18 protein-coding genes, 1 pseudogene and 1 CRISPR repeat array are annotated in these 26,755 nt (G+C 38.0%); of the genes and pseudogenes, 7 read left to right on the top strand and 12 right to left on the bottom strand.

The window, feature by feature from the left end:
* The first annotated feature begins 67 nt into the window (after positions 1 to 67).
* The 5 genes from F6K40_RS04240 to F6K40_RS04260 all read left to right on the top strand — a co-directional run bounded on the left by F6K40_RS04240 (position 68) and on the right by F6K40_RS04260 (position 7,448).
* Positions 68 to 5,329: an AAA family ATPase gene (locus F6K40_RS04240; protein WP_293131827.1), complete on the top strand. Its 5,262-nt coding sequence runs from the start codon at positions 68 to 70 to the stop codon at positions 5,327 to 5,329.
* Positions 5,330 to 5,389: 60 nt separating this feature from the next.
* Positions 5,390 to 6,283, top strand: a complete 894-nt coding sequence (locus F6K40_RS04245) for a TauD/TfdA family dioxygenase (protein ID WP_293131830.1) — start codon at positions 5,390 to 5,392, stop codon at positions 6,281 to 6,283.
* Between the two features lie 210 nt (positions 6,284 to 6,493).
* Positions 6,494 to 6,688, top strand: coding sequence for a hypothetical protein (locus tag F6K40_RS04250; RefSeq protein ID WP_293131833.1), 195 nt, complete (start codon positions 6,494 to 6,496; stop codon positions 6,686 to 6,688).
* Positions 6,689 to 6,699: 11 nt separating this feature from the next.
* The gene (locus F6K40_RS04255) at positions 6,700 to 6,993 is read left to right on the top strand and encodes a hypothetical protein (protein WP_293131836.1); all 294 of its coding nucleotides are present in this window, start codon (positions 6,700 to 6,702) and stop codon (positions 6,991 to 6,993) included.
* 149 nt (positions 6,994 to 7,142) lie between these two features.
* A complete protein-coding gene (locus F6K40_RS04260; RefSeq protein WP_293131839.1) occupies positions 7,143 to 7,448 on the top strand; it encodes a type II toxin-antitoxin system PemK/MazF family toxin in 306 nt (101 codons plus the stop codon).
* Positions 7,449 to 7,737: 289 nt separating this feature from the next.
* Here the strand turns inward: F6K40_RS04260 and F6K40_RS04265 are convergent, their stop codons facing one another.
* Together F6K40_RS04265 and glgX are read right to left on the bottom strand one after the other, a co-directional pair.
* Entirely contained in the window at positions 7,738 to 7,974 is a 237-nt protein-coding gene (locus F6K40_RS04265; RefSeq protein WP_293131842.1) for a type II toxin-antitoxin system Phd/YefM family antitoxin, read from the bottom strand.
* A gap of 21 nt (positions 7,975 to 7,995) precedes the next feature.
* A CRISPR array of direct repeats spans positions 7,996 to 9,207; the repeat unit is 36 nt; unit sequence GTTTCAATCCCTAAATAGGGATTAGGGTTTGCAAAG.
* A gap of 927 nt (positions 9,208 to 10,134) precedes the next feature.
* Positions 10,135 to 12,279, bottom strand: coding sequence for a glycogen debranching protein GlgX (glgX, locus tag F6K40_RS04270; protein WP_293131845.1), 2,145 nt, complete (start codon positions 12,277 to 12,279; stop codon positions 10,135 to 10,137).
* Positions 12,280 to 12,800: 521 nt separating this feature from the next.
* Between glgX and F6K40_RS04275 the strand changes: the two genes are divergently transcribed.
* The gene (locus F6K40_RS04275; RefSeq protein WP_293131848.1) at positions 12,801 to 13,268 is read left to right on the top strand and encodes a universal stress protein; all 468 of its coding nucleotides are present in this window, start codon (positions 12,801 to 12,803) and stop codon (positions 13,266 to 13,268) included.
* A gap of 459 nt (positions 13,269 to 13,727) precedes the next feature.
* Here the strand turns inward: F6K40_RS04275 and F6K40_RS04280 are convergent, their stop codons facing one another.
* The 9 genes and pseudogenes from F6K40_RS04280 to F6K40_RS04320 all read right to left on the bottom strand — a co-directional run bounded on the left by F6K40_RS04280 (position 13,728) and on the right by F6K40_RS04320 (position 22,071).
* On the bottom strand, positions 13,728 to 14,507 hold the full coding sequence (locus F6K40_RS04280; RefSeq protein ID WP_293131851.1) for a Uma2 family endonuclease: 780 nt from the start codon (positions 14,505 to 14,507) through the stop codon (positions 13,728 to 13,730).
* A 385-nt stretch (positions 14,508 to 14,892) separates the two neighbouring features.
* On the bottom strand, positions 14,893 to 15,636 hold the full coding sequence (locus F6K40_RS04285; RefSeq protein ID WP_293131854.1) for a Uma2 family endonuclease: 744 nt from the start codon (positions 15,634 to 15,636) through the stop codon (positions 14,893 to 14,895).
* Between the two features lie 273 nt (positions 15,637 to 15,909).
* Positions 15,910 to 16,647 carry a Uma2 family endonuclease gene (locus F6K40_RS04290; RefSeq protein WP_293131857.1) on the bottom strand — a complete coding sequence of 246 codons (738 nt, stop codon included), beginning with the start codon at positions 16,645 to 16,647 and terminating at the stop codon, positions 15,910 to 15,912.
* A gap of 216 nt (positions 16,648 to 16,863) precedes the next feature.
* Positions 16,864 to 17,058, bottom strand: a pseudogene (locus F6K40_RS04295) (DUF5615 family PIN-like protein); the annotation flags it as partial.
* Between the two features lie 34 nt (positions 17,059 to 17,092).
* Positions 17,093 to 17,410, bottom strand: a complete 318-nt coding sequence (locus tag F6K40_RS04300; RefSeq protein WP_293131859.1) for a DUF433 domain-containing protein — start codon at positions 17,408 to 17,410, stop codon at positions 17,093 to 17,095.
* Between the two features lie 88 nt (positions 17,411 to 17,498).
* Positions 17,499 to 17,726, bottom strand: coding sequence for a type II toxin-antitoxin system HicA family toxin (locus tag F6K40_RS04305; protein WP_293131861.1), 228 nt, complete (start codon positions 17,724 to 17,726; stop codon positions 17,499 to 17,501).
* Entirely contained in the window at positions 17,719 to 17,931 is a 213-nt protein-coding gene (locus F6K40_RS04310; protein ID WP_293131863.1) for a type II toxin-antitoxin system HicB family antitoxin, read from the bottom strand. Before F6K40_RS04310 ends, F6K40_RS04305 begins: the two co-directional genes overlap by 8 nt.
* A 532-nt stretch (positions 17,932 to 18,463) precedes the next feature.
* Positions 18,464 to 20,470: a tetratricopeptide repeat protein gene (locus F6K40_RS04315; RefSeq protein ID WP_293131865.1), complete on the bottom strand. Its 2,007-nt coding sequence runs from the start codon at positions 20,468 to 20,470 to the stop codon at positions 18,464 to 18,466.
* 158 nt (positions 20,471 to 20,628) lie between these two features.
* On the bottom strand, positions 20,629 to 22,071 hold the full coding sequence (locus tag F6K40_RS04320) for an NB-ARC domain-containing protein (protein ID WP_293131867.1): 1,443 nt from the start codon (positions 22,069 to 22,071) through the stop codon (positions 20,629 to 20,631).
* Positions 22,072 to 22,932: 861 nt separating this feature from the next.
* Here F6K40_RS04320 and F6K40_RS04325 point away from each other — a divergent pair.
* A complete protein-coding gene (locus tag F6K40_RS04325) occupies positions 22,933 to 23,211 on the top strand; it encodes a hypothetical protein (protein ID WP_293131870.1) in 279 nt (92 codons plus the stop codon).
* 157 nt (positions 23,212 to 23,368) lie between these two features.
* Here the strand turns inward: F6K40_RS04325 and F6K40_RS04330 are convergent, their stop codons facing one another.
* Entirely contained in the window at positions 23,369 to 25,990 is a 2,622-nt protein-coding gene (locus tag F6K40_RS04330; protein ID WP_293131873.1) for a DNA gyrase/topoisomerase IV subunit A, read from the bottom strand.
* Positions 25,991 to 26,755 lie beyond the last annotated feature (765 nt).

Consider the following 26,755-nt stretch of genomic DNA (forward strand, 5'->3'; position numbering starts at 1 on the left):
AAATATTTCTATTTTAGTTACAAGGACAAAATCTCTTGTCCATTACCTATTATCTATTATTTTTTTTATGGTAACTCTTGCCGGATACAACAATTTTTACCCCATTCACAATAGCGCTAACTCTCAAGTTTATCGTGCTCGACGAGTTGATAATAATGAATCTGTCATTCTCAAATTTCTTAATCAAGACTATCCTACCTCAGAACAAATTAGACGCTATAAACAGGAATATCATCTGACTTGCCAGTTAAAATCTGCAGGTATTGTCAAAGCTTACAGTTTGGTAGAATGGCAAAGGAGTTATGTAATTGTCTTAGAAGACTTTGGAGCAATTTCTCTCCAAGAATTCTTGCTTGAACTTGAAAAACTATCTCTGGAAGAGTTTTTGTTTTTGGCGATCGCCATCATCGAAAGTTTGAGAGAAATTCACACCCAACGCATTATTCACAAAGATATCAATCCAGCAAATATCGTTTTTAACCCCCAAACCAAAGAACTAAAAATTATTGATTTTGGCATTTCTACACAACTAAGTCGAGAAAATCCTACCCTGAAAAATCCCAATGTTTTAGAAGGTACTTTAGCTTATATTTCCCCAGAACAAACTGGGAGAATGAACCGTAGTTTAGACTACCGGACAGATTTTTATTCCTTGGGGGTAACATTCTATGAAATGTTAACCAAACAACTGCCTTTTACTACAGAAGATGCCTTGGAATTAGTTCATTCTCATATTGCCAAAAAGCCAATTTTACCCTCAGAAATTGACAGTTCAATTCCCTGGATAATCTCACAGATAATAATGAAATTAATGGCGAAAAATGCCGAAGAGCGCTATCAAAGTCTCTGGGGATTAAAAACGGATTTAGAAAATTGCTCTGAGCAATTAAAATTAGTGGGAAATATTGAAGTTTTCCCTTTAGCAACTCAAGATATTTCAGAGCGCTTTTCTATTCCTCAAAAACTCTACGGACGAGAATCAGAAATTGCCACTTTACTTCAAGCATTCGAGCGAGTTGCAAAAAGTGGAAAAGTTGAATTGATGATGGTGGCGGGTTATTCTGGCATTGGTAAATCATCTCTGGTACAAGAACTTTACAAACCCATTACTGCTCGTCGTGGTTATTTTATTTCTGGGAAATTCGACCAATTTCAAAGGAATATTCCTTATTCAGCTATTGTTGCTGCTTTTGGAGGATTAATTAGGCAATTATTGGGAGAGACTAAAGCGGGGTTAGGAATCTGGCGAGAAAAATTATTAAAAGCTTTGGGAAATAACGGACAAGTTATTATTGATGTGATTCCCGAAGTAGAACTGATTATTGGTAAACAACCTCCAGTTCCAATATTAGGAGCAAACGAAACACAAAATCGTTTTAATCTGGTGATTAGTAATTTTATTCGTGCTTTTGGCAGAAAAGAGCATCCTTTAACTTTATTTATCGACGATTTACAATGGGTAGACTTAGCTAGTTTACAACTGATAGAACGGATATTAATCGAAGAAAAAACCGAGTATTTATTGCTGTTGGGTGCTTATAGAGATAATGAAGTTTCAGCGGGTCATCCTTGGGCTATTTCTCTAGAAAAACTCCGGCAAAATAACAACGCAATTAACCAAATTACTTTAAATGCTTTACCTGTTGAAGAAATTGCTTATTTAATCGGTGATACCCTGAATAAGACTCCAGAAGCAGTTCTTAATTTAGCTCAATTAGTCAAGGGAAAAACTGGAGGTAATCCGTTTTTTGTCGAGCAATTTTTACAAGCATTGTATGGAGAAAAATTGCTACAATTTAATTTTCAGTCGCGAAGTTGGCAATGGAATTTAGCAGCAATTAAAGCCAGAGGTTTTACCGATAATGTGGTGGAATTAATGGTGGAAAAATTGCAAAAATTACCGCCATCGGTACAAGAAATTTTATTTAAGGCTGCTTGTTTGGGAGCAGAATTTGAATTACAAATTTTGCAGTGGGTGGAAAAAAAACCTGAACAAGAAATCTTTCAATTATTAAAAATAGCTATTTCTCGCAACTTGATCATTCCTCTCTCCGAACTAGACGAAAACCTGCTAATTCAATCCTATAAGTTTGGACACGATCGCATCCAACAAGCTGCTTATACTCTAATTCCGGAAGAGGAAAGAGCTATTAAACACCTAGAAATAGGACGAACTCTCCTCAAAGAGATTCACGAAAGTGAGCAAGAAGATAAGTTATTCGATATTGTCGAACAATTGAATCGCAGTCTGGAACTCGTAAGCGATTCAGGCGAACGGGAAAAATTAGCTCGTTTAAATTTGCAAGCGGGACGCAAAGCTATTGACGCCAATGCTTATGCCGCAGCGATCGCTTACTTCGATGCGGGAATGTCTCTGCTGGATGCAGGCGGTTGGCAGACTCAATACGAATTAACTCTCAGTTTGTATCAAGAAGCCACTAAAGCCGCTTATCTGAACACAGAAATCAAGCGGATGGAACAATTAGCAGGGATAATCGCCAAGGAAGCGAAAACACCTCTCAATCGCCTCGAACTGGGGAAAATTCAAGTTGATGCTTATAGCAATCAAGAACGATTTGTCGAAGCCCTAACTGCTGGTTTGGATAGTCTTGCCTCCTGTGGTATCGAATTTCCTGAAGAAGTATCTCAGGCAGATTTTGCAGTTGCCTTGCTCAACATCAAAACCCTCATAGGCGATCGCCAACCTACCGAACTTGCTAACTTACCTCAAATGCAAGACCCTCTCATCCACCAAGTTTTAGCCCTTTTAGTCCAACTTGTTTCCGTGACATATGTAGGAGAACCAACCTTATGTAGCCTGATTATTTTAAAACAAATCGAACTCTCCCTCGATTATGGAAATGCACCAGCATCTGCTTTTAGCTATGCAACTTACGGGATGATTCTTTGTGGTGCTGGGGAATTCCGACTCGCTTACGAATACGGTCAACTAGCTTTAACTCTCCTTTACCAGTTTAACGACAGACAGTTTGAAACGGCTATTTTGACGGTGGTTTATGCCTTTATTAATCTTTCCAATGCTCACCCGAGAGAGTCACTAAAACCATTACAACAAGCATTTCTATTGGGTTTAGAAACAGGAGATTTTACCTACGCAGGTGGTGCTAGCAACAATTATTGTGGTTGCTTGTATTTCAGAGGCGAGGAGCTTTCTGAGGTGGCGCGAGAAATAGAAAGTCATAATAAAATCCTAGAGACGATAGGTCACAAACACATAATCAACTATAACCGACCTTTGTTGCAAGTAGCTTTAAACTTGCAGGGACGATCGGAGCAACCAGATCGGCTAGTGGGGACAGTAATGGATGAGGAATCCTTAATTCTCTATTTTGAGAAAAACCAAAATCACCCCGGATTATGGATGATTTATATTTTAAAAGCAATGCTTTACTATATTTTTGAAAAATTTGATGAGTCCCTTGTTGCCAGCACCGCAGCCGAAAAATATTCAGCCACTGTAAGGGGCGGTTCTTGGTTCATACCCTTAAGGCATTTTTACAGTTCCTTGGCACGGTTGGCTCGGGTAAAACATAATGTAATTGAAAGCGAAGAATTGTTAGTGAGCGAAAGTCTAATTCAACAAGTACGAGAAAACCAAGAAAAAATCAAGCATTGGGTGGATTGTGCACCCATGAATTATTTGCATAAGTTTTATCTTGTGGAAGCCGAATATTATCGAGCTATAGGAGAAAAGTCAAGGGCGATTGAATTTTATAACTTGGCAATTGCAGGAGCAAAAGAAAACAAATATATCCAAGAAGAAGCCCTGGCCAACGAACTCACCGCAAAATTTTATCTCAACTGGAACATGGAAACAGCAGCCCGTGCTTACATGATAGAGGCCCATTACTGTTATTCTCTGTGGGGGGCAACTGCAAAAGTTAAGCACCTGGAAGAAAACTATCCTCAATTGTTCCAGTCCCCAACCACATTAAGTTCTAGTTCCACAATCTTGAATACCCGCACCACGAGCAATTCTACGGATGGTGCAGAATTAGATTTAGCTACTGTCATCAAATCCACTAATGCTATTTCCAGCGAAATTGTTTTGGAGAATTTGTTGGCAACTTTAATGGATATTCTGGTAGAAAATGCCGGAGCGCAACGAGGCATTCTGATTTTGCCCAGAGGCGAAAGTTTATTCATAGAAGCTATCAAGGAAGCAGAGTTGGAGGAAGTCTCGGTTTTGCAGTCTGTTCCCTTAGAGCAGTTTGAACAGCTCTCGGAAAAGATCGTCCGTTATGTCGCGCGCACTCGTGAAACTGTAGTTTTCAACAATGCTGTAACTGAAGGTGACTTTACCGAGGATGCCTACATTCAAGAGTATCAATGTCAGTCTATCGCTTGCACTCCTCTGATTAATCAAAATCAACTCCAAGGTATTATCTATTTGGAAAATAATCTGAGCGCGGGAGCTTTTACCAAAAATCGCATGGCACTCTTGCGTACCCTCGCTGCTCAAGGTGCGATTTCTTTGGAAAATGCTCGACTATACGATGCTTGTCAGCGTTTTGTTCCGGAACAGTTTCTCAGTTTCTTAGAGAAAAAGAGCATTATTGATGTGAAATTAGGAGAGCAAGTGGAACGGGAAATGACGGTGCTGTTTTCCGATATCCGGGGTTTTACTACCATCTCGGAACAGATGACACCGGGAGAGAACTTTGCTTTTATTAATGAGTATCTCGGTTACATGGAACCTCAAATTCAAAAATATGGCGGTTTTATTGATAAATATATAGGTGATGCAATTATGGCACTGTTTCCTAATTCTCCTGATGATGCTCTCAAAGGAGCGATCGCTATGTTGGAGGAGTTGAAAAAATACAATTTATCTCGACAGCAAAAGAATATAAATCCCCTGCGTATTGGTATTGGTTTGCATACAGGGAAGTTAATTTTAGGAACTGTAGGCGGAATGGGGCGTATGGATGGAACTGTGATTGGGGATGCGGTGAACCTGTCTTCGCGCGTGGAGGGGTTGACTAAAACCTATGGGGTTTCTCTGTTAATTACTCATCAAACTTTAGCGCGTTTGAATAATCCTTTGGAATATGACTTGCGTTTTATTGAGCAAGTGAAAGCTAAAGGAAAGGCTAAAGCGGTTGGTTTATTTGAAGTATTTTCTGCTGATGTGCCTGAATTGCGAGCAGCAAAGAATGCTACTAAGGAAAAGTTTGAAAAGGCAGTTATTTTATATCATCAGAAGTCTTTTGTGGAAGCAGGGCGTTTATTTGAAGAATGTGTGGCAGAGGGTTGTGGCGATCGTACTGCTTCTTTTTATCTTGAGCGGTGTCAGAGTAGGGATTAGGATTGGGTTTGACAAATTTAAAAAAGTCTGATATCTTGTCCGGTAGAATAGGAGATAAATATGTTTACAAAAACAAAGATAGAAATACAACCCTTCTCTGAAAATTTAGGTAGAAAAATTATTAATACAGAGAATACAAGTCTTTTAGACATCGACAAAGAAGAGATAATTAATCTGTTTAAGTATTATAGTTTCTTACTATTTAGAGGTTTTGAAACTAATGTTGATACTTTTGCAAAATTTAGTAATTCACTGAGTAAAGATTTTATGGATTACACTGGAGGTGTGATAAATCGGAGAATAATTAATGAGGATGGAACTATATTAACTGTTAATGACTTTAAGGATGAAATGAAACTACATGGAGAAATGTACTATATCAACAAACCTCCCCAGATAGTTTGGTTTTTTTGTGCTAATCCACCTTTAAAAGATGGAGAAACAACAGTATGTGATGGTCGGCAATTCTTCAATGAACTTAGTAATTCAATGCAAGATTTATTGAGTAGGAAGAAATTAAAATTTCCTGGTCATTTAAAAAAAGAAGATTGGCAGAAAAAATACAAAACTAATGATTTGAATGTCGCCAAAGAGATATGTAAAAGTCAAGGCAAGGAAGTTCAAGTTAACGAAGATGAATCAATTAATTTTAAATTCATTTGTTCAGCAATACATAAAAGTAGAACTGAAAAAGATGATGTTTTTATTAATAGTTTATTACAGGCAAAAAAGGTAAACCCAAAAAGCGTATGCTTTGAGGATGATTCAGAAATAACTGATGAGATAATGTCAGAACTAAATGAGATTGCTGAGAGAATAACTATAGAAATAAGCTGGCAAAAGGGGGATATTCTGATGATTGATAATACGAGAATTATGCATGGTAGAAGAGCCTTTTATGATGACCAACGAGATATTTATACTCGGATGTGTTTTCCAGCATTTCCATTTTAAAGTTTCAAAAGCTGAATTATATCAAATCCTTTAACATTGGCATAATTAGATAATTGATTAGGGAGTCAGGAGTCAGGAGTCAGGAGTCAGGAGGGAAGAGAATTTAGGAGGACTTGTGAATTGCTGAAGATCAAACATTTTTTTATACCGATAAGAGCGGATTTGATATTATTTAGGGGTAAGAATTATTAAGCTTATTGTTACAGAAAAATGGTATTAATTCTGAAACAGTCCTACCCCTCTTGGGCGACAGCAGGAAATACTAATGAGCGATCGCTCTTCCAAAACCAACCAGGTTTGAGGAGCGATCGCTCATTTTTTAATCAATGGTTGACAAAAACTTTCTGTCTCTGCTACCCTGATGATATTAACCAACATAATTATCAATTATCAATTATTAATTAATGAAAGTGATTATGAAACAAACACACTATTTAACGACAAAAGTTTTAACAGGTAATCGAATTGATATTTGCCTCTCTAATTTACCTGTAGGAGAAACTATAGAAGTTATTTTAATTGTACCTGAAGCTGCATCAAAAGCTGCATCAAATATGTCAATTAAACGCCAAGCTTTTCGACAACTTCCCATAGAGGAACGTCATCGTATTTTAACTGAACAAGCAGAAACAATGAAAGAATATTATCAAGAAGACAAAGATTGGAAAGATTGGATAAGCTTTGATAACAGAGAAATTTATGAAGATTAATCCTAAGCGGGGTGAAATTTGGCTGATTAACTTAGACCCAACAATTGGTGCTTCAATAATTAACAATTAATAATTAATAATTAATAATTACCTCTTCTTAAAAAGGAAATTTTTTTCTTTTTTCTCCTTTACAGGAGAGACTTTAAACCTTGATTTTTCGGGAAATTAAAAAAACTCGACCAGCAGTAATCGTTAATTCAGATTATATTGGTAAACTTCCTCTGAAGTTAGTTGTACCAATTACCAACTGGCAATCATCTTTTTCTAGTAATCTCTGTCATATTTATCTAACACCAACCTCAGACAATGGGTTAAGTAAACTATCATCTGCTGACGCATTACAGTTAAGAAGCGTTGATCTAGAAAGATTTATTCGTAAATTAGGATTTTTATCAACCTCTGAATTAGAAGAAATAATAACAGCAATTGCCATTATAATAGAAAGCGATCGCTGACGAGAGGTTGGAAATCTCAATTGAGAGGTTTCTAACTCCAACCGAGAAGTTAATTTACTAATTTTGCCATCAAAACAACAACAGATCGCGGCTCAACCCGATACCTCACACCAATAACCTCGATCGCTGCATCCAAATTATTGCAGCGCTTTTCAGATTGATGAACCACATCGACACAACAAAAACCTTGTAGGGACGTTCCATGGAACGTCCCTACTGTGATCTACTGAAATGAAAACTGCTGTAAAATCTCTAGTCCACTACTGGACTACTAATAAATATAAATAACTCATTTTGACAACTCAATATCATCTAAGGGTAATAATCCTTCATCTATATCTGGAAAGTCTTCATCTAAAGGTTCAAGGTTAGAAAGAGTTTGCAGGAGGGATTTTTTCTTGACAGGGGAAATAATAGCAAAGGGAATACCATTTTCGATGATAGTTAAGGGTTCACCTGTCTTTTGTGCTTGGTTAATTAGGTTTTTTATGGATTCGGGAAATTCTGCAAGGGGTATCTGTTTCATTGATTAGTTATGGGGTTGGACGTTTCAATCCCTAAATAGGGATTAGGGTTTGCAAAGTTAAAGCTATCAACATAGCAAAAGTTGATTATCTGAAGTTTCAATCCCTAAATAGGGATTAGGGTTTGCAAAGTGGTGATTTAGTACGAGATTCTTGGGGGTGCATTACTGTTTCAATCCCTAAATAGGGATTAGGGTTTGCAAAGTTATACTGGTGAACTTATTGACCTTACTCAGCATCGTGTTTCAATCCCTAAATAGGGATTAGGGTTTGCAAAGGTACTCTAGTGGTTTAGCAAATTTTGCTTGCCACCTTAGAGTTTCAATCCCTAAATAGGGATTAGGGTTTGCAAAGGTTGAAACTCCTGTAATTGAAGAATTCCTACCAGATGTTTCAATCCCTAAATAGGGATTAGGGTTTGCAAAGCAATGCCAACCAAAACTTCATTGGTTTAACTGAAAGTTTCAATCCCTAAATAGGGATTAGGGTTTGCAAAGGTTTGCGATGTGGAATACAACCATTTGGAAGGACAATGGAAGTTTCAATCCCTAAATAGGGATTAGGGTTTGCAAAGTTTTTGAGTTGCTTAACAAAAAGCATCTGAAAGCAATGTTTCAATCCCTAAATAGGGATTAGGGTTTGCAAAGACTTTCCGCTGGTCAGGCGAGTTCTGCAGCTTTCTGTTTCAATCCCTAAATAGGGATTAGGGTTTGCAAAGATGGGAGCACACATTCCCAACTACAGGTAATCAAACTACGTTTCAATCCCTAAATAGGGATTAGGGTTTGCAAAGGAAACCACCAACAAATTGGAGGAGGGATCCCGAAAGGTTTCAATCCCTAAATAGGGATTAGGGTTTGCAAAGCGTCAAGCAAGCCCGGAAGTCATTGAAGGTAAAAAGTTTCAATCCCTAAATAGGGATTAGGGTTTGCAAAGGTGAATGCTCAGAAAGCAAAAGAAGATGCTAAGCATCAAGCCTGTTTCAATCCCTAAATAGGGATTAGGGTTTGCAAAGAAAAGAACGAACAGTTTGATTTCGGGTTTATAGAGAGCGTTTCAATCCCTAAATAGGGATTAGGGTTTGCAAAGTTAAGTTATTTGCTGAACAATTGTTACCTAAACGCTGTTTCAATCCCTAAATAGGGATTAGGGTTTGCAAAGTGCTAAAATTGGTTACTATTACCTGTCAACTGATGAACGTTTCAATCCCTAAATAGGGATTAGGGTTTGCAAAGAGCTACGATCTAGAACCCAGACATAGCAAGGGTTTCAAATACCCAAATCGACGCGCCCCTTTGATTTTATCATCAACAAGGCTAATTTTGCCAAAATGACGACCCTCAAACCCGCTCCTGGCATGGCATCGACGGGGGTCAACGAGAGAATCAGTGTTTCAGCGATTCTCTGACCCGCGTCGATGGGGGTCCATGCAAACATGAAAAACCACCTGTTAGTCACCCTTAATAACTAAGAAATGACCAAAAACCTATTACTATTTATTTTTCGAGGTTCTTAACTGTAAATATACTAACTTTTACCTTTCATTCCTGTCAAGTGGACGAAAAAATCAATTTTTGATAGTCTTTTTATAAAAAATATTTTCAGTTATCCATTTTTATTTTTTATTTTCAATAGCACTCTGGATTTCACGGATATCTAACACCAATAACTTTTGTTGCTGTATCCAGATCGTTGACATACTCCCGACGTTGCCCTTACGGGACAACGCGGGATTCTTCAGTCTGGGAAACCCTGACCGCTGTTTAGACAGAGGTGATGTCCTCCCCCTGTGTTGACATTGATAATAACAAAATTCTCCTAGCTTGTCAAGGGCATATAAACGTTTAGCTTATGAAGGTATCCGAATCCTGGCCCTGGCTTTCATCCCGACGCTCCCCTCCCCCCTTCCAAAGGGGGGTTAGGGGGGATGGAGAGCGCGGGACTTCCCGCCAGGAAAGTTAAAATCTCTAGTCCAGTAGTGGACTACTCTGCAGACGCGGATTTGGCCACGGATACACGGATGGATGTGGTTGAGATCCTAGGATTAAGTCGCGATTAAGGCAGACGCGGATTTGGCCACGGATACACGGATGGATGTAGTAGTAGTGGACTGTTTCATCTACTCGACTCCTCAACCCAACCTACAGCTTTTGACTTCACACCTATTTTGCCATCAAAACAACAACAGATCGCGGTTCAACCCGATACCTAACACCAATAACCTCGATCGCTGCATCAAAATTATTAAAATCTCTAGGAGAAGCAAAAGCAGTATTAACAATCAAATACCAACTTTCCCCTTTTGGCAAAAGTGGTAACTCAAACATTAGAGGTTTCCAATAACCATTCAACATAATATGAAAATATTCACCTTTTTTCTCCTCTGACGAAATAGCAGCAGGTAGCTCTGGATGCCTTAAACTAAAAGCTAAAGTCCGAGAATCTTCCCACCAATCAGGTTTACCTAAACTTACTCCATGCCAACTAATATTAGGTACTTCATTCGGATTAATTTGCTCTTCATCTGTAGCTAAAGACGATTCTGGAGTCCCCGCTCCCACAGTAGCTAAAACCTTATCTACCTGCATAATTTCTAACTCTTGGGTAAAATTAATAATCCCTCTGACAAATCGTAATAGATCCGTTTGTTTCTCAATTTGACTCCAATCAAACCAACTAAGTTCATTATTCTGACAATAACCATTATTATTACCCAGTTGAGTGCGCCTGACTTCATCTCCCATCAAAATCATTGGGGTACCCTGGGAAAAAAACAATATGGTGAAAAAATTCTTGATTTGTCGCAGTCTTAATACTTCAATTTCCCGCCGATCCGTAACTCCTTCAACTCCACAATTCCAACTCAAATTATCATTAGCACCATCGCGACTATCTTCACAATTTGCCTCATTATGTTTCTCATTGTAAGAAACCAGATCGTTCATAGTAAAACCATCATGGCAAGTAATAAAATTAATACTATGATTCGGTTCCCTGTCTGGTTGAGGATAAATATCAGGACTACCCATAATTCTTGCTGCCAACTTATCAATTATTTTGGGGTCACTTTTGACAAATTGACGCACATCATCCCGATAATGTCCGTTCCATTCAGCAAAGCGATCGCCAATAAACGAACCCACCTGATAAAGTCCTGCTGCATCCCAAGCTTCAGCAATAATCTTAGTTCCCGCCAAAACCGGATCAGACTCAATTGCCCACAAAACCGGAGGATCTTCCAAAGGATCGCCAGTCATACTGCGAGACATAACAGATGCCAAGTCAAACCGGAACCCATCAACGTGCATCTCTCTCACCCAGTAACCAAGACAGTCAACAATTAAGCGATGTACAAAAGGATTATTCGTATTGAAAGTATTTCCACAACCACTATAGTTAGTGTAGCAACTAGAATCATCAGCTTCCAGAATGTAGTAAGCAGAATTTTCCAAGCCCCGGAAAGAAACAGTTGGTCCGTTTTCATTCCCCTCCGCAGTGTGATTGAACACCACATCCAAAATTACCTCTATTCCCGATCTATGCAAAGCTTTAACCATATCTCGAAACTCATCCATCGGTCCGAAAATATCTTGGCGAGAACTATAACCGTGGTGAGGAGCAAAAAAAGCGATCGGACTATAACCCCAATAATTAATTAGAGGTTCGCGCACATCTTGTTCGTCAAATTGTTGTACGGGTAATAATTCCACCGCAGTAATTCCCAATTCTTTGAGATAAGGAATTTTTTCTATTAATCCAGCAAAAGTACCGCGTTTTTCAGGCGGTACTCCAGAGTTCGGATTACGAGTAAATCCACCAACGTGCATTTCATAGATAACTGTGGTAGCGTAGGGAGTTTCTAGGGGTTTGTCATCTTCCCAGTCATAAGTAGTTGGATCAGCTACTACCCCTTTGAGAGCGTAAGCACAGTTATCAGTATTACCCGTAGCAGCTTCACGACTATATTTTTCTTGTCCCACTACGACTCTAGCATAAGGATCGAGTAAAACTTTTTTACCATCAAATCGGTGACCTTTTTCTGGATTAAAAGGTCCATAAACTCGATAAGCATATATTTGTCCCGCTCCAATACCAGAAATAAAAATGTGCCAGTAATGATGAGTTCTGTGTTGTTTTGGATCAAGTAAAATTACTCGTTCTGGTTTAGCTGCCAATGGTTCATCAAATAGTAGTAATTCTATTGCCGTAGCATTTTTGGAGTAGATAGAGAAATTTACTCCTTTGGGGTTTTGAGAGACAGTGGCACCAATCGGAAAACTATTACCGGGTAAAATATTAAGATTCATAATTTTTAACTTATTAATTGTTAGATAACTTAAGTAATTTTATACACAGGACTTACGCAAAATTCCAAATCATACACCTTATGTAGGGGCGAATGGCATTCGCCCTTTACTAGATATGGTGGTTCTGCGTAAGTCCTGATACAATAAAAATAGATATATAGTGATTTTCACCAAACGTGAGGTACATTAACAATCCCCCTAAATCCCCCTTTGTAAGGGGGACTTCCGGTTCCCCCCTTTTTCAAGGGGGGTTAGGGGGGATCTACAGCAGTGTATCTTACTAGCCTGAGAAATGCTATATAGCAGGGAATAGGGAACAGGGAATAGTTGGAAAAACGTTTCCTAGTCTAAGATTTATTATCAGTCTATGTCCTTACCAGTTCTTTTTTAGCTGTATCAGGACTTACGCAAATTCTTAGACAATAAGCTATCTATAGAGGGCGAATGCCATTCGCCCCTACTAGATATGGTGGTTCTGCGTAAGTCCTGTGTATATTAAAAAAATTTGGGAATATTAACCTATGTATGAAAAAATTTTAGTTGCTATTGATACATCTGCCATAGGCGATCGCGTCTTTAATACAGCCTTACAGTTAGCAAAACTTGGTAACTCAAATCTGATGTTAGTTCATATTCTGTCGGAGGAAGCACAAGAAAGTCCTATCAGTAACCTTTGGCCAATGAGTGTTGGTTACGATCCACAGATAATGAAAGAATATCATCAGATTTGGGAACAGTTTGAGAAAGAATGTTTACAGATGCTGCAATCAAAAACAAGTGCAGGAAGAGACGCTGGTTTTCCAACAGAATTTACTCAAGTAAGAGGTAATCCTGGTCGGGAAATCTGTAAAATAGCACAAGAATGGAGTGCTGATTTAATTGTTATGGGACGTCGTGGACATTCTGTTTTGAGTGAACTGGTATTAGGTAGTGTAAGTAATTATGTTATCCACCGCGCTCATTGTTCTGTTCATATTGTACAAGATTAGATTTTCAGTTATCAGTTATCAGTCAGGACTTACGCAGAAACCGGGTTTCTTATAACCAGCACTTACGCAAAACCATCATATCTAGTAGGGGCGAATGGCATTCGCCCCCTGCGGATAGCGTGTTGTCTAAGAGTTTGCGTAAGTCCGGATAATATAACTCACCATCCGTATATCCGTGGCCAAATCTGTGTCTTGCCCCCAACTTCTCCCGCTGATATAGAATCCCCATAATTACTATCGCTAAGTCATTGCGACTTACACTCCTGGAAGAAAGCAATCTCCTCAACATAAGAGATTGCTTCCTATCGTCGCAATGACGACTGTTCAACCGGACTTTATAAGAGACGTTTCCTGCCTCAACTTTTGAATTCCGTTTGCAAACGTTCTTACTTTTGAATTCTGTTTGCAGACATTCTTACTTTTGAATTTTGAATTTTGAATTTTGAATTTTAACTCTAGCTACAACTGTTCTGGATCGATACCAAGGGAACGCAACATTTGTTCAAGTTGTTCAGCACGTTGCCGTTCCTGTTGAACTTCTTCTTCAAGTTGTTCAGCACGTCGTTCTTGCTGTTCAGCACGTTGTCGCTCCTGTTGAACTCGTTGTCGTTCCTGAAGTTCTCGCTCTTCTGGGGTCATAAACCTGTTCCCCTCAGAGTCATACCAATACAACCACTCTTGTTCGGAATGGTAATGGTTACCAACTTCAGTTCCTATCCCGAGACCAATTTCTGGCATCCACACGGGATTTCCTTGTAAACGTTGGTATGCTCCATTTAACAAACGATACACCTCAAAACGCTCATGTTTGTCTCGCTTGGAATAATCTGGGTTATAAATCACATAATACAAGACTCCCAACCGAGCATAATCAATCATTTTTTTATCGTATTCGTTGCCATAAGTTTGAGAAACAATTTCCAATACGAATATGGGAACAATATAATTTTCCTCCCAAAGAACATAAGAGAGTCGCAATTTATCATTTTTGAGTCGTGTAACTCCCAAACTGAGAAAACCATCAGGAACTATAGGAACTCTAGGACTTGAACCGGTGGTGTGGAAAATTCCCATATCCACGCCAAAAAACCAATCATAGCGATCGCTCCATAACCGATCTAAAATTAGCAGTAGCAAGTTAGGAATTAGGTTTTGTATTTCATTATCCACGGGTTTGTCGTCTGAACTGGGTAATTCGTCACTTGATGGTAGGTTGAGTAATTCGTTGTAGTTTACCATAATAATTTGGTTGTGACATTTGAACTATTTAATTTTAGCAAATAAATGATATAGTAGGAAATGGCTAAATTTCAAAATAAATGGATAGTCTATGTTTACTTACCGAAAAATTTTGGTTTAAAGCCTCCCCTTTTAAGGGGATAATAAATAAAAATTTTCATGATTAGTCAATCCTCTTCTTTTCAAGGAGAGGTAATTATTCATTATTCATTATTCATTATTCATTTTTGAAGAGCAGGTACTAAATGAAGTACATAATCTTTCCTATACAGATCGACTGAGATTACTAGAAGCATTGCAAAAGATGCTTAATGATGAGGTGAAAGTATCGGTATAACACTTCCATTGTCAGCAAATTCGATCTGACTTGCGTATAGCACTATAGCTACAACTGTTCTGGATCGACACCAAGGGAACGCAACATTTGTTCAAGTTGTTCAGCACGTTGCCGTTCCTGTTGAACTTCTTGTTCAAGTTGTTCAGCACGTTGTCGCTCCTGAAGTTCTCGCTCTTCTGGGGTCATAAACCTGTTCCCCTCAGAGTCATACCAATACAACAACTCTCGTTGATAACGGTAATAATTACCAACTTCAGTTCCTATCCCCAGACCAATTTCTGGCATCCAGACGGGATTTCCTTGTAAACGTTGGTATGCTCCATTTAACAAACGATACACCTCAAAACGCTCATGTTTGTCTCGCTTGGTATAATCTGGATCTGGACTATAGATCGCATAATACAAGACTCCCAACCGAGCGTAATCAATCATTTTTTCATCGTATTCACCCCTATAGGGTTCAGCAACAATTTCCAATACGAATACCGGAACAATATAATTTTCCTCCCAAAGAACATAAGAAGGTCGCAATTTATTATTTTTGCAACTTGGAACTCCCAAACTGAGGAAACAATCAGGAACTATGGGAATTCTAACGTTAGAGCCGGTAGTGTGATAAATTCCCATGTTTACGCCAAAAAACCAATTAGAGCGATCGCCCCACACTCGATTTAAAATCTCTCTTAGCAGGAAAGCAACGAGGATATGCATTTCACTATCTACAGGTTCGCCGTCTGAATCAGGTAATTCCTCACTTGATGGGAGATTAAGTTGTTCGTTGTAGTTAACCATAATATTTGGATTGTGATATTTTGTTTGATTTTAGCAAGTAATTTGATCAGGACTTACGCAAAATACGAAATTATACACCACCTGTAGGGGCGAATGCCATTCGCCCTTACTATATATAGTGGCTCTGCGTAAGTCCTGTTGATGATTATAGCATTTTTTCGGTGAAAGGGAAATGAGTCGCGATAGAACGACCTTCCGCGCTCCGCGAACGCGACTCAAATCAAGAAATTGTCATCAAGTTTTTGTATGTTTAACTTTTAACTTGAGCGATAGCTACAACTGTTCTGGATCGATACCAAGGGAACGCAACATTTGTTCAAGTTGTTCAGCACGTCGTTCTTGCTGTTCAGCACGTTGTCGCTCCTGTTGAAATCGTTGTCGTTCCTGAAGTTCTCGCTCTTCTGGGGTCATAAACCTGTTCCCCTCAGAGTCATACCAATACAACAACTCTCGTTGATAACGGTAATAATTACGAACTTCAGTTCCTATCCCCAGACCAATTTCTGGCATCCACACGGGATTTCCTTGTAAACGTTGATATGCTCCATTTAACAAACGATACACCTCAAAACGCTCATGTTGATCTCGCTTGAAATAGTCTGGGTTATAAATAACATAATACAATACTCCCAACCGAGCGTAATCAGTCATTTTTTGATCATATTCGTCGCCATAAGTTTTAGAAACAATCTCTAACACGAATATCGGAACAATATAATTTTCCTCCCAAAGAATATAGGAAGAGCGCAACTTATCATCTTTCAGTTTTGGAACTCCTAAACTGAGGAAAGCATCAGGAACTATAGCAACTCTAGGACTTGATCCGGTGGTGTGGAAAATTCCCATATTTATGCCAAAAAACCAATCCGAGCGATCGCCCCATAACTGATTTAAAATTAGCCATAGCAGGTTAGGAATTAGGATTTGTATTTCGTGATCCACGGGTTTGTCGTCTGAGTCTGGTAATTCGTCACTTGATGGTAGGTTGAGTAATTCGTTGTAGTTTACCATAATAATTTGGTTGTGACATTTGAGTTGTTTTATTTTAGCAAATAAAAGGTACTAAATAGTCAATAGAAAATTCATTGGATGATGCAAGTCTTTATAAGTCATTACTGAATTTACTATGAGCTACAAAAACTCAATATTATTGTACATATATTCAGGTTATAAACATTCCCAAACTAAGACTAAATCGCTAATAATTTTTCCTATTGACTGACGTTGTTAACGAGTATAAATAATTCCAAAATGTTCGATACCTGTGGCAGCTAAACTGAGAAAATCATTATCAAAGGTAAAAATGACTCGTTCTTCAGATAAAGCATAAGCTAATTGTTGTTGATCAGATGCACCAATGAGCAACGCTTCTGCTGAGGTTGTAACATCAATGCCTCGTATTCTCAAACCATTTGCTATGGCATTACTAACATTTTAATCTAGATGAAATTTAATTTTATTTGACATTTTCATCCTTGATAATTTTTTGAATTAAAGATGGTTTGTTGCCTTGTAATTGTTTGGCAAAAGCTTCTCCTGACTCAATTTGTTGCCTAATTTCTGCTCGATGATCATGGTAATAAGCTAAAGCTGCATAAACATCTGCTAAGGTAATAGTAGGATGGTGATAAATAATTTCATCTGGAGACATTCCCATTCTTTCATGCCAAATCACAATATCTTGAACTTTAATTCGATGTCCGGCAATACGGGGTTTTCCGCCACAGATACCTTCTGTAATTTCTATGTGTTGTGAGATAATTGAAGAAGACATAATTGTTTACTTTTAATATCGCTCAATTTTGATAATTATAGCATTTTTTTCTAGAAAGGGAAGTGGGGAGCGATCGCTTATCTACCCATCATAAATTAGCGATAAACTCATCCGGGGTAATTTTCGTTTGTTTGAGAATGCTGCTAAGAGTACCAATTTTTAATTCGTTATGCGGTGGCACGACACAAACAATTGTTCCATCTGGCAAGGGTTTTTTGAGAACAACATGACTACCTGTTTGCCTGACTTGCTGAAAACCCAGACGCTCTAGGGTGCGAATTGCTTCTTTGCTTGAAATTCTTGGAAGTCTAGGCATAACTAACCTCAATATTCGTAACAAATCTTGGGGTTATATTATCCGGTGGGGGGCACTCTTCCAGATAGAGTCTTGTTGCTTCTTTTAGATTTATCAGTGCTTCTTCTATTGTAGCACCTTGATCAACTGTACCAATTTCAGGACATTCAGCTATATACATATCCTCTTCTCGGTAAACGATGGCAGTAAAGCTTTTTGTTTTCATGGGTATTGTTTGGGAAGTGGTTTTCTCTATATTAGGATACTTCAAAGGAGCAGTTTTGGCAAGGGAGGAAATGAGTGGCGATCGCTTTTCTGTGCAGAGGAATCTTTTTTGGAGAATAAGATTTTACCATTAATGTTGGGAAAAGTAGTCCAGTAGGGTGCGTTAATGATAATGTAATGCACCGAAACATTTTGGGCGGTGCGTTACGCTTTCCTGCGGAATGCTGCGCAAACGCTAACACACCCTACTGAACTTTTAAATTCCGTTTGCAGACATTCTTAACTTTTGAATTTTGACTTTTGAATTTTGAATTTCCTCATCCGTGCATCTGTGGCAAAATCTGTGTCTTGTCCCCAACTTTTAAATTCCGTTTGCAGACATTCTTACTTTTGAATTTTGACTTTTGAATTTCCTCATCCGTGCATCCGTGGCAAAATCTGTGTCTTGCCCTCAACTTTTGAATTTTGAATTTCCTCATCCGTGCATCCGTGGCAAAATCTGTGTCTTGCCCTCAACTTTTGAATTTTGAATTTTAACTCTTTTGACTTTTGAATTTTGACTTTTGAATTTCCTCCTGCAATTCCTGACATTCTTTCAATTCTGGCACTCCTAATTCTGTGAAAATAGCCAACGCCTCATCGCAATACTGTCGTGCTGCATCTAAATTTCCTAAGTGTTGATGGGTTTCTGCTATATTCTGGAGAGCTATTGCTTGGTGATGAGGGTTTCCTATCTGCTGAAATATCTCTAATGCTGCTTGTGAATATTCCAGAGATTCGGGATATTTTTCTAACTTGAGCAGAGTTTCTCCCCAGTCACCCAAAGCACTACCTTCCCCAGAGCGATCGCCTATTTCCCTGGCTATTTGCAAACCCTGCTGATGATACTCGATGGCTTTGTCATATTCTCCTAGGGAATAGTAAGCACTACCCAAATTCCTCAAAGCAATACCCTCCCCAGAACGATCGCCTATTTCCCGTGCTATTTGTAAACCCTGCTGAAGATACTCAACAGCTTTGTCATATTCTCCTAGGGAATAGTAAGCATTACCCAAATTCCCCAAAGCAGAACCCTCCCCAGAACGGTTGCCTATTTCCCTGGCTATTTGTAAATACTGCTGATAATACTCCATAGCTTTGTTATATTCTCCTAGGGAATAGTAAGCACTACCCAAATTCCCCAAAGCATAACCCTCCCCAGAGCGATCGCCTATTTCCCTTTTTATTTGTAAATACTGCAGATCATACTCAATGGCTTTGTTATATTCTCCTAGGGAATAGTAAGCACTACCCAAATTCCCCAAAGCATAACCCTCCCCAGAGCGATGGCCTATTTCCCGTGCTATTTGTAAATGCTGCTGATGATACTCAATGGCTTTGTGATATTCTCCTAGGAATTTGTAAGCATTACCCAAATTCCTCAAAGCATAACCCTCCTCAAAACAGTCGCCTATTTCCCTTGCTATTTGTAAATGCTGCTGATGATACTCAATTGCTTTGTGGTATTCTTCTAGGACAAAGTAAGCACTACCCAAATTCCTCAAAGCAATACCCTCCCCAGAACGATCGCCTATTTCCCGTGCTATTTGTAAATGCTGCAGAGCATACTCAATGGCTTTGTGATTTTCTCCTAGGCAAAGGTAAGCACTACCCAAATTCCCCAAAGCAGTACTCTCCCCAGAGCGATCGCCTATTTCCCTTGCTATTTGTAAATGCTGCAGATCATACTCAATTGCTTTGCGATCTTCTCCTAGGACAAAGTAAGCACTACCCAAATTCCCCAAAGCAGTACTCTCCCCAGAGCGATCGCCTATTTCCCGTGCTATTTGTAAATGCTGCTGATGATACTCAATAGCCTTGTGATATTCTCCTAGGGAATAGCAAGCATTACCCAAATTCATCAAAGCAGTACTCTCCCCAGAGCGATCGCCTATTTCCCTTGCTATTTGTAAATGCTGCAGATCATACTCAATTGCTTTGTGGTATTCTTCTAGGACAAAGTAAGCATTACGCAAACGATTTAAACAAATACCATCCCAATGTTGGTCTAATTTACCTAACAGTTTACTGTAGAGTTGAATATATTCCTCATAGTAACCCCAGTTCCATAGTTGAACATCTAAATTTTCACCAACTGGCGTAGAAATAATTTGACTTGCTTTTTCCCACTCTCCCATTTTGCCAAAATGACGGAAAGCTTGCAGATATCCTTTGACTTTTTCCAAGTTAGATCCACCCGGTTCTGGTTGATAGATTTTTAACCAATAATAGGCGAGGCGGAGGTTAGCTTTTTCTCTGTGCGTTAAACTTTTTTCTGGTTGAGGTAAATGGTTATTGTCTGATGGATCAAGGTTATTTTGGGAAGAGTTGGCCATAGTTAATTTGGAAGTTTGTTTTTGCCTGGCATAGTTAAGGACAATATTTTCATTTTTTTGGGGTGTGATAGTAATTAATTGACCGGAATTGTCATAGCAAACTTTACTCAATTGAGTGATGGATAAGTATTGTATTTTTTTGATTGTTTGATATTTTTGATTCATGGTGAAATTTGATCATCTATATTTATAGCTTGAAGCATTTAGCTATCAGCTCAAGCTAACCTGTACTGTTTCACTAAAGTCAGAGGTCAAAAGTCAGAAGTTACATTTTCCTGACTTTAAACCTCCTGATTGCTTACTGCTGAGTGTTTACTGCTTCTTTAATCTTCCTCAATATAACCCAAATTATCCTCAAGAGCAACATTTTGAATTAAATTATGGAGACGATAAAGAACCTTATTGTGAGGTTTTTCCCATTCCAACAAAAACCTTTTTTTCAAAGTTGCAAAAGCCAAATCCTGTTCTTTTTCCGGCGCATCACACACAACCGTCAACCAGGCTAATTTTTCAGCAAAACATTCTAATTCTGCTCCCATAGATAACATTAAATAAGCATATTGGTGAGAAGAGTATAAACGTTTTAAAGTATCCTCAACTCTACTTCTAACCTTCTCAATAATATACTTACTTCTCACATTTTCACCATTCCGAATCTGACGTTCCATAGCTTCAAAATGAGGTTTATTCTCTTCCCAAAAAGCCTCAATATCTCCCTGATAAGGTTCATTAAGAATATCGCCAGCAATCAACTTTAAAGCCAGAGGATGCCCCTCATAAATTTTAATTATTCTGGTTAAAAAATCCTCCGTTTGACTATTCTCAATGCTGACATTCCAACGTTCAAAAAGTCGCAAAGACTCCTCCTGATTTAAACCCTCAAGTCGCTCTTCCCAGATTCGTTCATCATATCTACCTTGTGCCAAAACAGGTAAACTATATTGAGAAGTAAGTATGACTCGCGACGGCATATTTTCAGCTAGTATTATTCTCTCTAAAAAATCTCCAAAAATAGACTCTCCCTCTTGCCAAAAATGACTACCTTTCCCATCAGAAATTAACACCGCCTCCAACATATCAATAATTAATAGAATCGGACGAACTTGCAACTCATTAATCATTGCCTGCAACAAAGCTTTTCGATCCTGTTGTAACTGAGGTTGTGCAGACAACTTTTCCGCCAAAACTTGTTGCGCCACCAGATCAAAAGTTTTAGTCGGAGCATCATAAAACCTCACCCAAGAGGGAGTCAGGAAATTTGAAATCTGCTCATCAACAGAAAGTCGTGTTGCCAGAGAAGTCTTACCAATACCAGTGATGCCAACAATAGAAATTATGCGCAACTCACCCGATAGTTTTTGCCTCAAGTCAAAAATTAATTCTGCGCGTCCTACCCAACGTAAATTAGAATCTTCTATATCTGTATCAGCAGTGTCAGGAGAAGAGAGAGTTTTTTGTTCGGCAGTATTAGGAAGATCATCTTTATGGATATAGTCAATATTATCCTCAAATTTTAAATCAAAAGTTTCAGCTACCGCTTTAATATATTTTGTGTCAGCATTTTCTTCACGCTTCCAGATTTTTTTGAAAGTATCTAAGCTAAAGTCTCCTTGCTTCTCAATAATTAGACTTAAGATTTGTTCAAACTCTTTATCTGTAGGTTGAATACCAAAAAATGGAAACTTCTTATTGACAGCATTCTTGAGTTTATCGAACCCTTTATCTGTCAGAATACGACCTCGTTTGCGTGTTTTCTTTTCATTCATAAGCTCAATTCAACAATTAATAATTAATAATGAATAATTAATAATTACCTCTCCTTGAAAATAAGAAGATTGACTCAAAGGAAAATTTTTATTTATTATCCCCTTAAAAGGGAAAGCTTTAAACCAAAATTTATCGGTAAAAATTAAATGTCCCCAGTGCGAGCATCTTGCTCGCTTCGGGGTGTACCTCATCAAGGTAGAACCCACTGTATTTAAAAATTTGCTGACTCAATTTTAACCCAACTTAAGGTTATTATCCAGGGGAGTTATGGCAGTTAAGGCGATAAATATCTCAGCAGTTTAGTAGGGTGCGTTAATGAAATGTAACGCACCGCATATCCCAAGTGCTTCGGTGCTCAAAATGTAGGTTGGGTTGAACGACAGTGAAACCCAACAAAACCTTACTAATTTTGGACTAATGTTGGGTTTCGTTCCTCAACCCAACCTACGCTTATTGCTTAAAGTTATTATCCAGAGAAGTTATGGCACTTAAGGCTATAAATATCTCGGCAGTCTTCTAGTGGACTGATACACCTAAAAATGTAGGTTGGGTTGAACGACAGTGAAACCCAACAAAACCTTACTAATTTTGGACTAATGTTGGGTTTCGTTCCTCAACCCAACCTACGCTTATTGCTTAAAGTTATTATCCAGAGAAGTTATGGCACTTAAGGCTATAAATATCTCAGCATTTAAGACAGATAAAGCCATCAAAAAGCTCGTTAAAAAAAATTTCTTAAGTGCCATAAAAGCTCTAGATATCTTCTATTCAAAACTGATATGTTGCCAATATAAAAATTGAAATCCCGGCCAACAAAGCCATCAATTTTGATAAGGATAAATTTCGTAAAAGGAAAAAAAATGCTAGTAGAATTTACAGCCAATAAATTAGCTATAGTTGCCATAATAATCCCAAATATTCTTGGCAAATTACCCACTATTTTAATAGGAATTAGTGCTATAGCAACTATTATTATCCAAATACTTGATTCAGTAGTTGAACAAAAAAAGAATCACGCTAAAGCTTCTTACAAATTTTGGGAAAACAATAGCTCCAAAATTAAATTTTTGGTCGTATTTATATCAAATATAAGTATCCTAGTGAGAAGCATCCAAGTTATATTTTCTTCGAGTTTCTAATTGATAGAAACCAGGAAGTAATCTTTTAAGGTGCATTTTGCTGCGTAACATGAAAATGAAATGTAACGCACCGCATACCCCAAATATTTCGGTGCGTTACACTGTCTTCATATACTTGGAATCTGCTGTAACTGATAACTGATAACTGATAACTGAATTAATAACCAAGCACCTTAATAATTCTTTCCTTTGCACCCAACTTCAGTAAGCGATCGCCTTTATCATCTTGCCCATAAACTTTTACCCGATCGCTAATCATCCCAAACACCCTACCATCAGTTGTCAACATCTGAACCAAAACATTTGAATCACCAACAACCATCCCTGCCAAAACATCATTTTCTTTAGTAAACTGAAAAACATTTTGCCCAATACCACCGCGATTAGCTAGTCGCAAACCAGCAACAGGAATTTGCTTACCATAACTCTGTTGAGAAACTAACAATAAATTACTTTCTCCACTTAAACTCACACAACCAATTAACTCTTCTTGTTTCCTTAATCTTGTTGCTTGAGAACCTTGAGCAGTACGCCCCATTAATGGTAATTGTTCGTCATCTATTTCTAATCTTAATAATCGCCCACCAGAAGTTGCTAAAACTACTTGTTCTCCCATTTTACCCAGATTAGCATAACGTAATTCATCATCTTCTTTGAGTTTAATTACTGTCATACCACGATTTGTTAAATCGCTCAAATCAGACAAAGATAAACGTTTAATTTTGCCATTTTGAGTCAACATGATTAAGTCTTTATTCTCTTCTGCTTCATTTAAAACAAATTGAGCAACAATAATTTCTCTAGGGGAATTCGTTATTTCTTTTGTTGCTGATGGTGGTAGTAACGTTACTAAAGGCACCCCTTTATTTTCATTTCTTGTTGTCGAACGGTTAGAAGCAGCAGGAATATCATTTACTTTTAAAGGATATGCTTTACCAGTACGAGTTAATAATACTAAAGTTTTGTCGGTAGTTACTTCAATTATATTAGTCGTAAAATCCTCACTATTGTTGATAGTAATATCGGATTTTTTATCGATTTGATGTTTATCAAATCCTTTGGCAGAAACTCTTTTTACATATCCTCGGTGGGTAAATTCTATGATAACTTTTTCTGTAGGTGGCGGTGTAGCTTCCAAAGTCAAAATTTGTGATTCGACTGTTGTATTTTTTGATTTTCTACTTCTACCTTTGGTTTGTCTATCTATTTCTTTGTTACCAGTTTCTAGATCACTTTTTTGTTGAGAAATAGATGCAACATTCTCGGCATTTTTAGATTCTGCTTGCTCAATAATTCGAGTCCGTCTGGGATCGCTATATTTCCGTTTTAGGGTTCGCAATTCTTTTTTCAGCGCTTTGAGGAGTTGATTGCGATCGCTCAATAAATTTTCTAATTCTTGTATTTTTGCTATTAGTTGCTCATATTCTTCTTCTAATTTTTGTTTCTCCAAACCAGTCAGTCTACGCATTGGCATTCCTAAAATAGCATCAGCTTGATTTTCACTTAAACCCAAATTTTCTTGGAAGCTAACTTTAGCAGTGCTGCCATCAGGTGCATTTCTGAGAATATCAATTACTGTATCCAATTCTGTTAAAGCAGTCAGCAAACCCTCGACAATATGACATCTAGCTTGAGCTATTTCTAACTCATAGGTGTAGCGACGAGTGAGAGTCTGTTCCCGAAAACTGAGAAATTCTTGTAAAAGTTCTCGCAAAGATAATTGCCGTGGTTGCCCATCAACCAAAGCTAGCATAATTGCATTAAACTTAGAAAGTAAGTCAGTCTGTTGATAGAGATGGTGCAATACAACACTGGGATCTGTTTCACGTTTTAGCTCAATGACAACCCTAATTCCAGAGCGATCGCTTTCATCCCGCAGATCGGCAATACCTTCTATCTTGCCAGCATTAACTAAGTCTGCTGTTTTTTCGATCCAACCTGCTTTATTAACCTGGAAAGGCAACTCTGTCACCACAATCGCCGTTTTTGTGCGTCGTCCACGACTTGTGGGAACTTGCTCAATAGTTGCCACACCCCTGATCGGGATACTACCTCTACCCTTAGTATAAACATCAATAATTCCATCTGTACTGACAATTTCTCCTCCAGTGGGAAAATCCGGCCCAGGAATTAATTGAAATAACTTTTGATCGGAAACATTAGGATTATCAATTAGGGCGATAAGGCCATCCACTACTTCAGCTAAATTATGTGGTGGAATATTAGTCGCCATCCCTACAGCAATTCCAGAAGAACCATTCAGTAATAAAAATGGTAATTGTGCAGGTAATACTTTAGGTTCTTGTTGGGAACCATCAAAGTTGTTGGTAAAGTCAACTGTAGCTTCACCAATTTGTGTCAATAAACCTTCATTGCCAATTGATGCCAAGCGACTTTCTGTGTAACGCATGGCAGCAGCGGGGTCATTATCAATAGAGCCAAAGTTGCCGTGGCCATCTAGCAATGGATAACGAGTGGAAAAACTTTGAATCATCCGCACCATAGCATCATAAACAGCTTGATCGCCATGGGGATGATATTTTCCGAGAACATCTCCAACTACCCTGGCGCATTTCCGAAAAGGTCTATCTGGAGTGAGACCAAGTTCGTGCATAGCGTATAGTATTCGGCGATGAACTGGTTTTTGTCCATCTCTAACATCTGGCAAAGCGCGGCCAACAATCACACTCATGGCATATTCAAGATATGATTGCTGCATTTCGATATGGAGTGGTGTAGTAATAACTTGTCCCGAAAGTAAATTTAATTGTTTGGCCATGAGTTAGTATTTAGATAAGTAATAGGGAATATAAATTAGTATTAAACTGTAGCTCATCACCCTAAAAATTGCTGTAATATAATTAATTTGGAGAATTTTAGAGATCTTGTTAGGAATTTAGCAAAAGTAAATTTAATATCCTATAGCGCTACGCGCAAGTCAAAAGTTAAAAGTATCTTTGAGCAATTTTTCGATGTCCAAATGCCCCAATCAGAGAATTTACTAATTCCCGCGCCCTAAATATAGTGCTATATTTAATTCAAGCTAACTTGTTAGATTCTCAAATAAACAGGAGTTAGATCATGTCTCTTTGAATAACCACAATAAAAAATTTAGGGAGCAGGGAGCAGTGAGTAGGAAACAAAGGGAAAGAGCGAAAAATATTATCTTGAGAGAGAAGAACATTTTTATTATGGCTAATTAAACTGTTACCAACATCACCACTAAATTATTGAAATAATATATTTTAAGTCTTATTGGATTTCAATAAAAATATAGACATTTATAGACATTTACGGACAATTATGTTATTCTTTTCATAGTTGAGGATATATTCTATTTCTTTTAGTGCCGGAATATATGGACGACCTAGAGCGATAAAGAAAAGAAGAGAAACACTCTCTCAGGGGTGAGATGCTGAAACTGATTGAAAAACATATAATTAAGCCGAATCATTCTAATTATCAAGAAATAGATAAGTTATGCTTTTTGTCAAAAAATTTATTTAATGCAGTGAATTATATTGTTAGACAAGAATTTATCTTT

Source organism: Okeania sp. SIO3I5 (assembly GCF_010672085.1).
Classification (GTDB): domain Bacteria; phylum Cyanobacteriota; class Cyanobacteriia; order Cyanobacteriales; family Microcoleaceae; genus Trichodesmium.

What these genes read in the sequence shown, in the direction of transcription:
- F6K40_RS04240 (WP_293131827.1), top strand. Translation starts at nt 68, where the DNA reads ATGGTAACTCTTGCCGGATACAACAATTTTTACCCCATTCACAATAGC.
- F6K40_RS04245 (WP_293131830.1), top strand. Translation starts at nt 5,390, where the DNA reads ATGTTTACAAAAACAAAGATAGAAATACAACCCTTCTCTGAAAATTTA.
- F6K40_RS04250 (WP_293131833.1), top strand. Translation starts at nt 6,494, where the DNA reads ATGGTATTAATTCTGAAACAGTCCTACCCCTCTTGGGCGACAGCAGGA.
- F6K40_RS04255 (WP_293131836.1), top strand. Translation starts at nt 6,700, where the DNA reads ATGAAACAAACACACTATTTAACGACAAAAGTTTTAACAGGTAATCGA.
- F6K40_RS04265 (WP_293131842.1), bottom strand. Translation starts at nt 7,974, where the DNA reads ATGAAACAGATACCCCTTGCAGAATTTCCCGAATCCATAAAAAACCTA.
- glgX (WP_293131845.1), bottom strand. Translation starts at nt 12,279, where the DNA reads ATGAATCTTAATATTTTACCCGGTAATAGTTTTCCGATTGGTGCCACT.
- F6K40_RS04275 (WP_293131848.1), top strand. Translation starts at nt 12,801, where the DNA reads ATGTATGAAAAAATTTTAGTTGCTATTGATACATCTGCCATAGGCGAT.
- F6K40_RS04280 (WP_293131851.1), bottom strand. Translation starts at nt 14,507, where the DNA reads ATGGTAAACTACAACGAATTACTCAACCTACCATCAAGTGACGAATTA.
- F6K40_RS04285 (WP_293131854.1), bottom strand. Translation starts at nt 15,636, where the DNA reads ATGGTTAACTACAACGAACAACTTAATCTCCCATCAAGTGAGGAATTA.
- F6K40_RS04290 (WP_293131857.1), bottom strand. Translation starts at nt 16,647, where the DNA reads ATGGTAAACTACAACGAATTACTCAACCTACCATCAAGTGACGAATTA.
- F6K40_RS04300 (WP_293131859.1), bottom strand. Translation starts at nt 17,410, where the DNA reads ATGTCTTCTTCAATTATCTCACAACACATAGAAATTACAGAAGGTATC.
- F6K40_RS04305 (WP_293131861.1), bottom strand. Translation starts at nt 17,726, where the DNA reads ATGCCTAGACTTCCAAGAATTTCAAGCAAAGAAGCAATTCGCACCCTA.
- F6K40_RS04310 (WP_293131863.1), bottom strand. Translation starts at nt 17,931, where the DNA reads ATGAAAACAAAAAGCTTTACTGCCATCGTTTACCGAGAAGAGGATATG.
- F6K40_RS04315 (WP_293131865.1), bottom strand. Translation starts at nt 20,470, where the DNA reads ATGAATCAAAAATATCAAACAATCAAAAAAATACAATACTTATCCATC.
- F6K40_RS04320 (WP_293131867.1), bottom strand. Translation starts at nt 22,071, where the DNA reads ATGAATGAAAAGAAAACACGCAAACGAGGTCGTATTCTGACAGATAAA.
- F6K40_RS04325 (WP_293131870.1), top strand. Translation starts at nt 22,933, where the DNA reads ATGCTAGTAGAATTTACAGCCAATAAATTAGCTATAGTTGCCATAATA.
- F6K40_RS04330 (WP_293131873.1), bottom strand. Translation starts at nt 25,990, where the DNA reads ATGGCCAAACAATTAAATTTACTTTCGGGACAAGTTATTACTACACCA.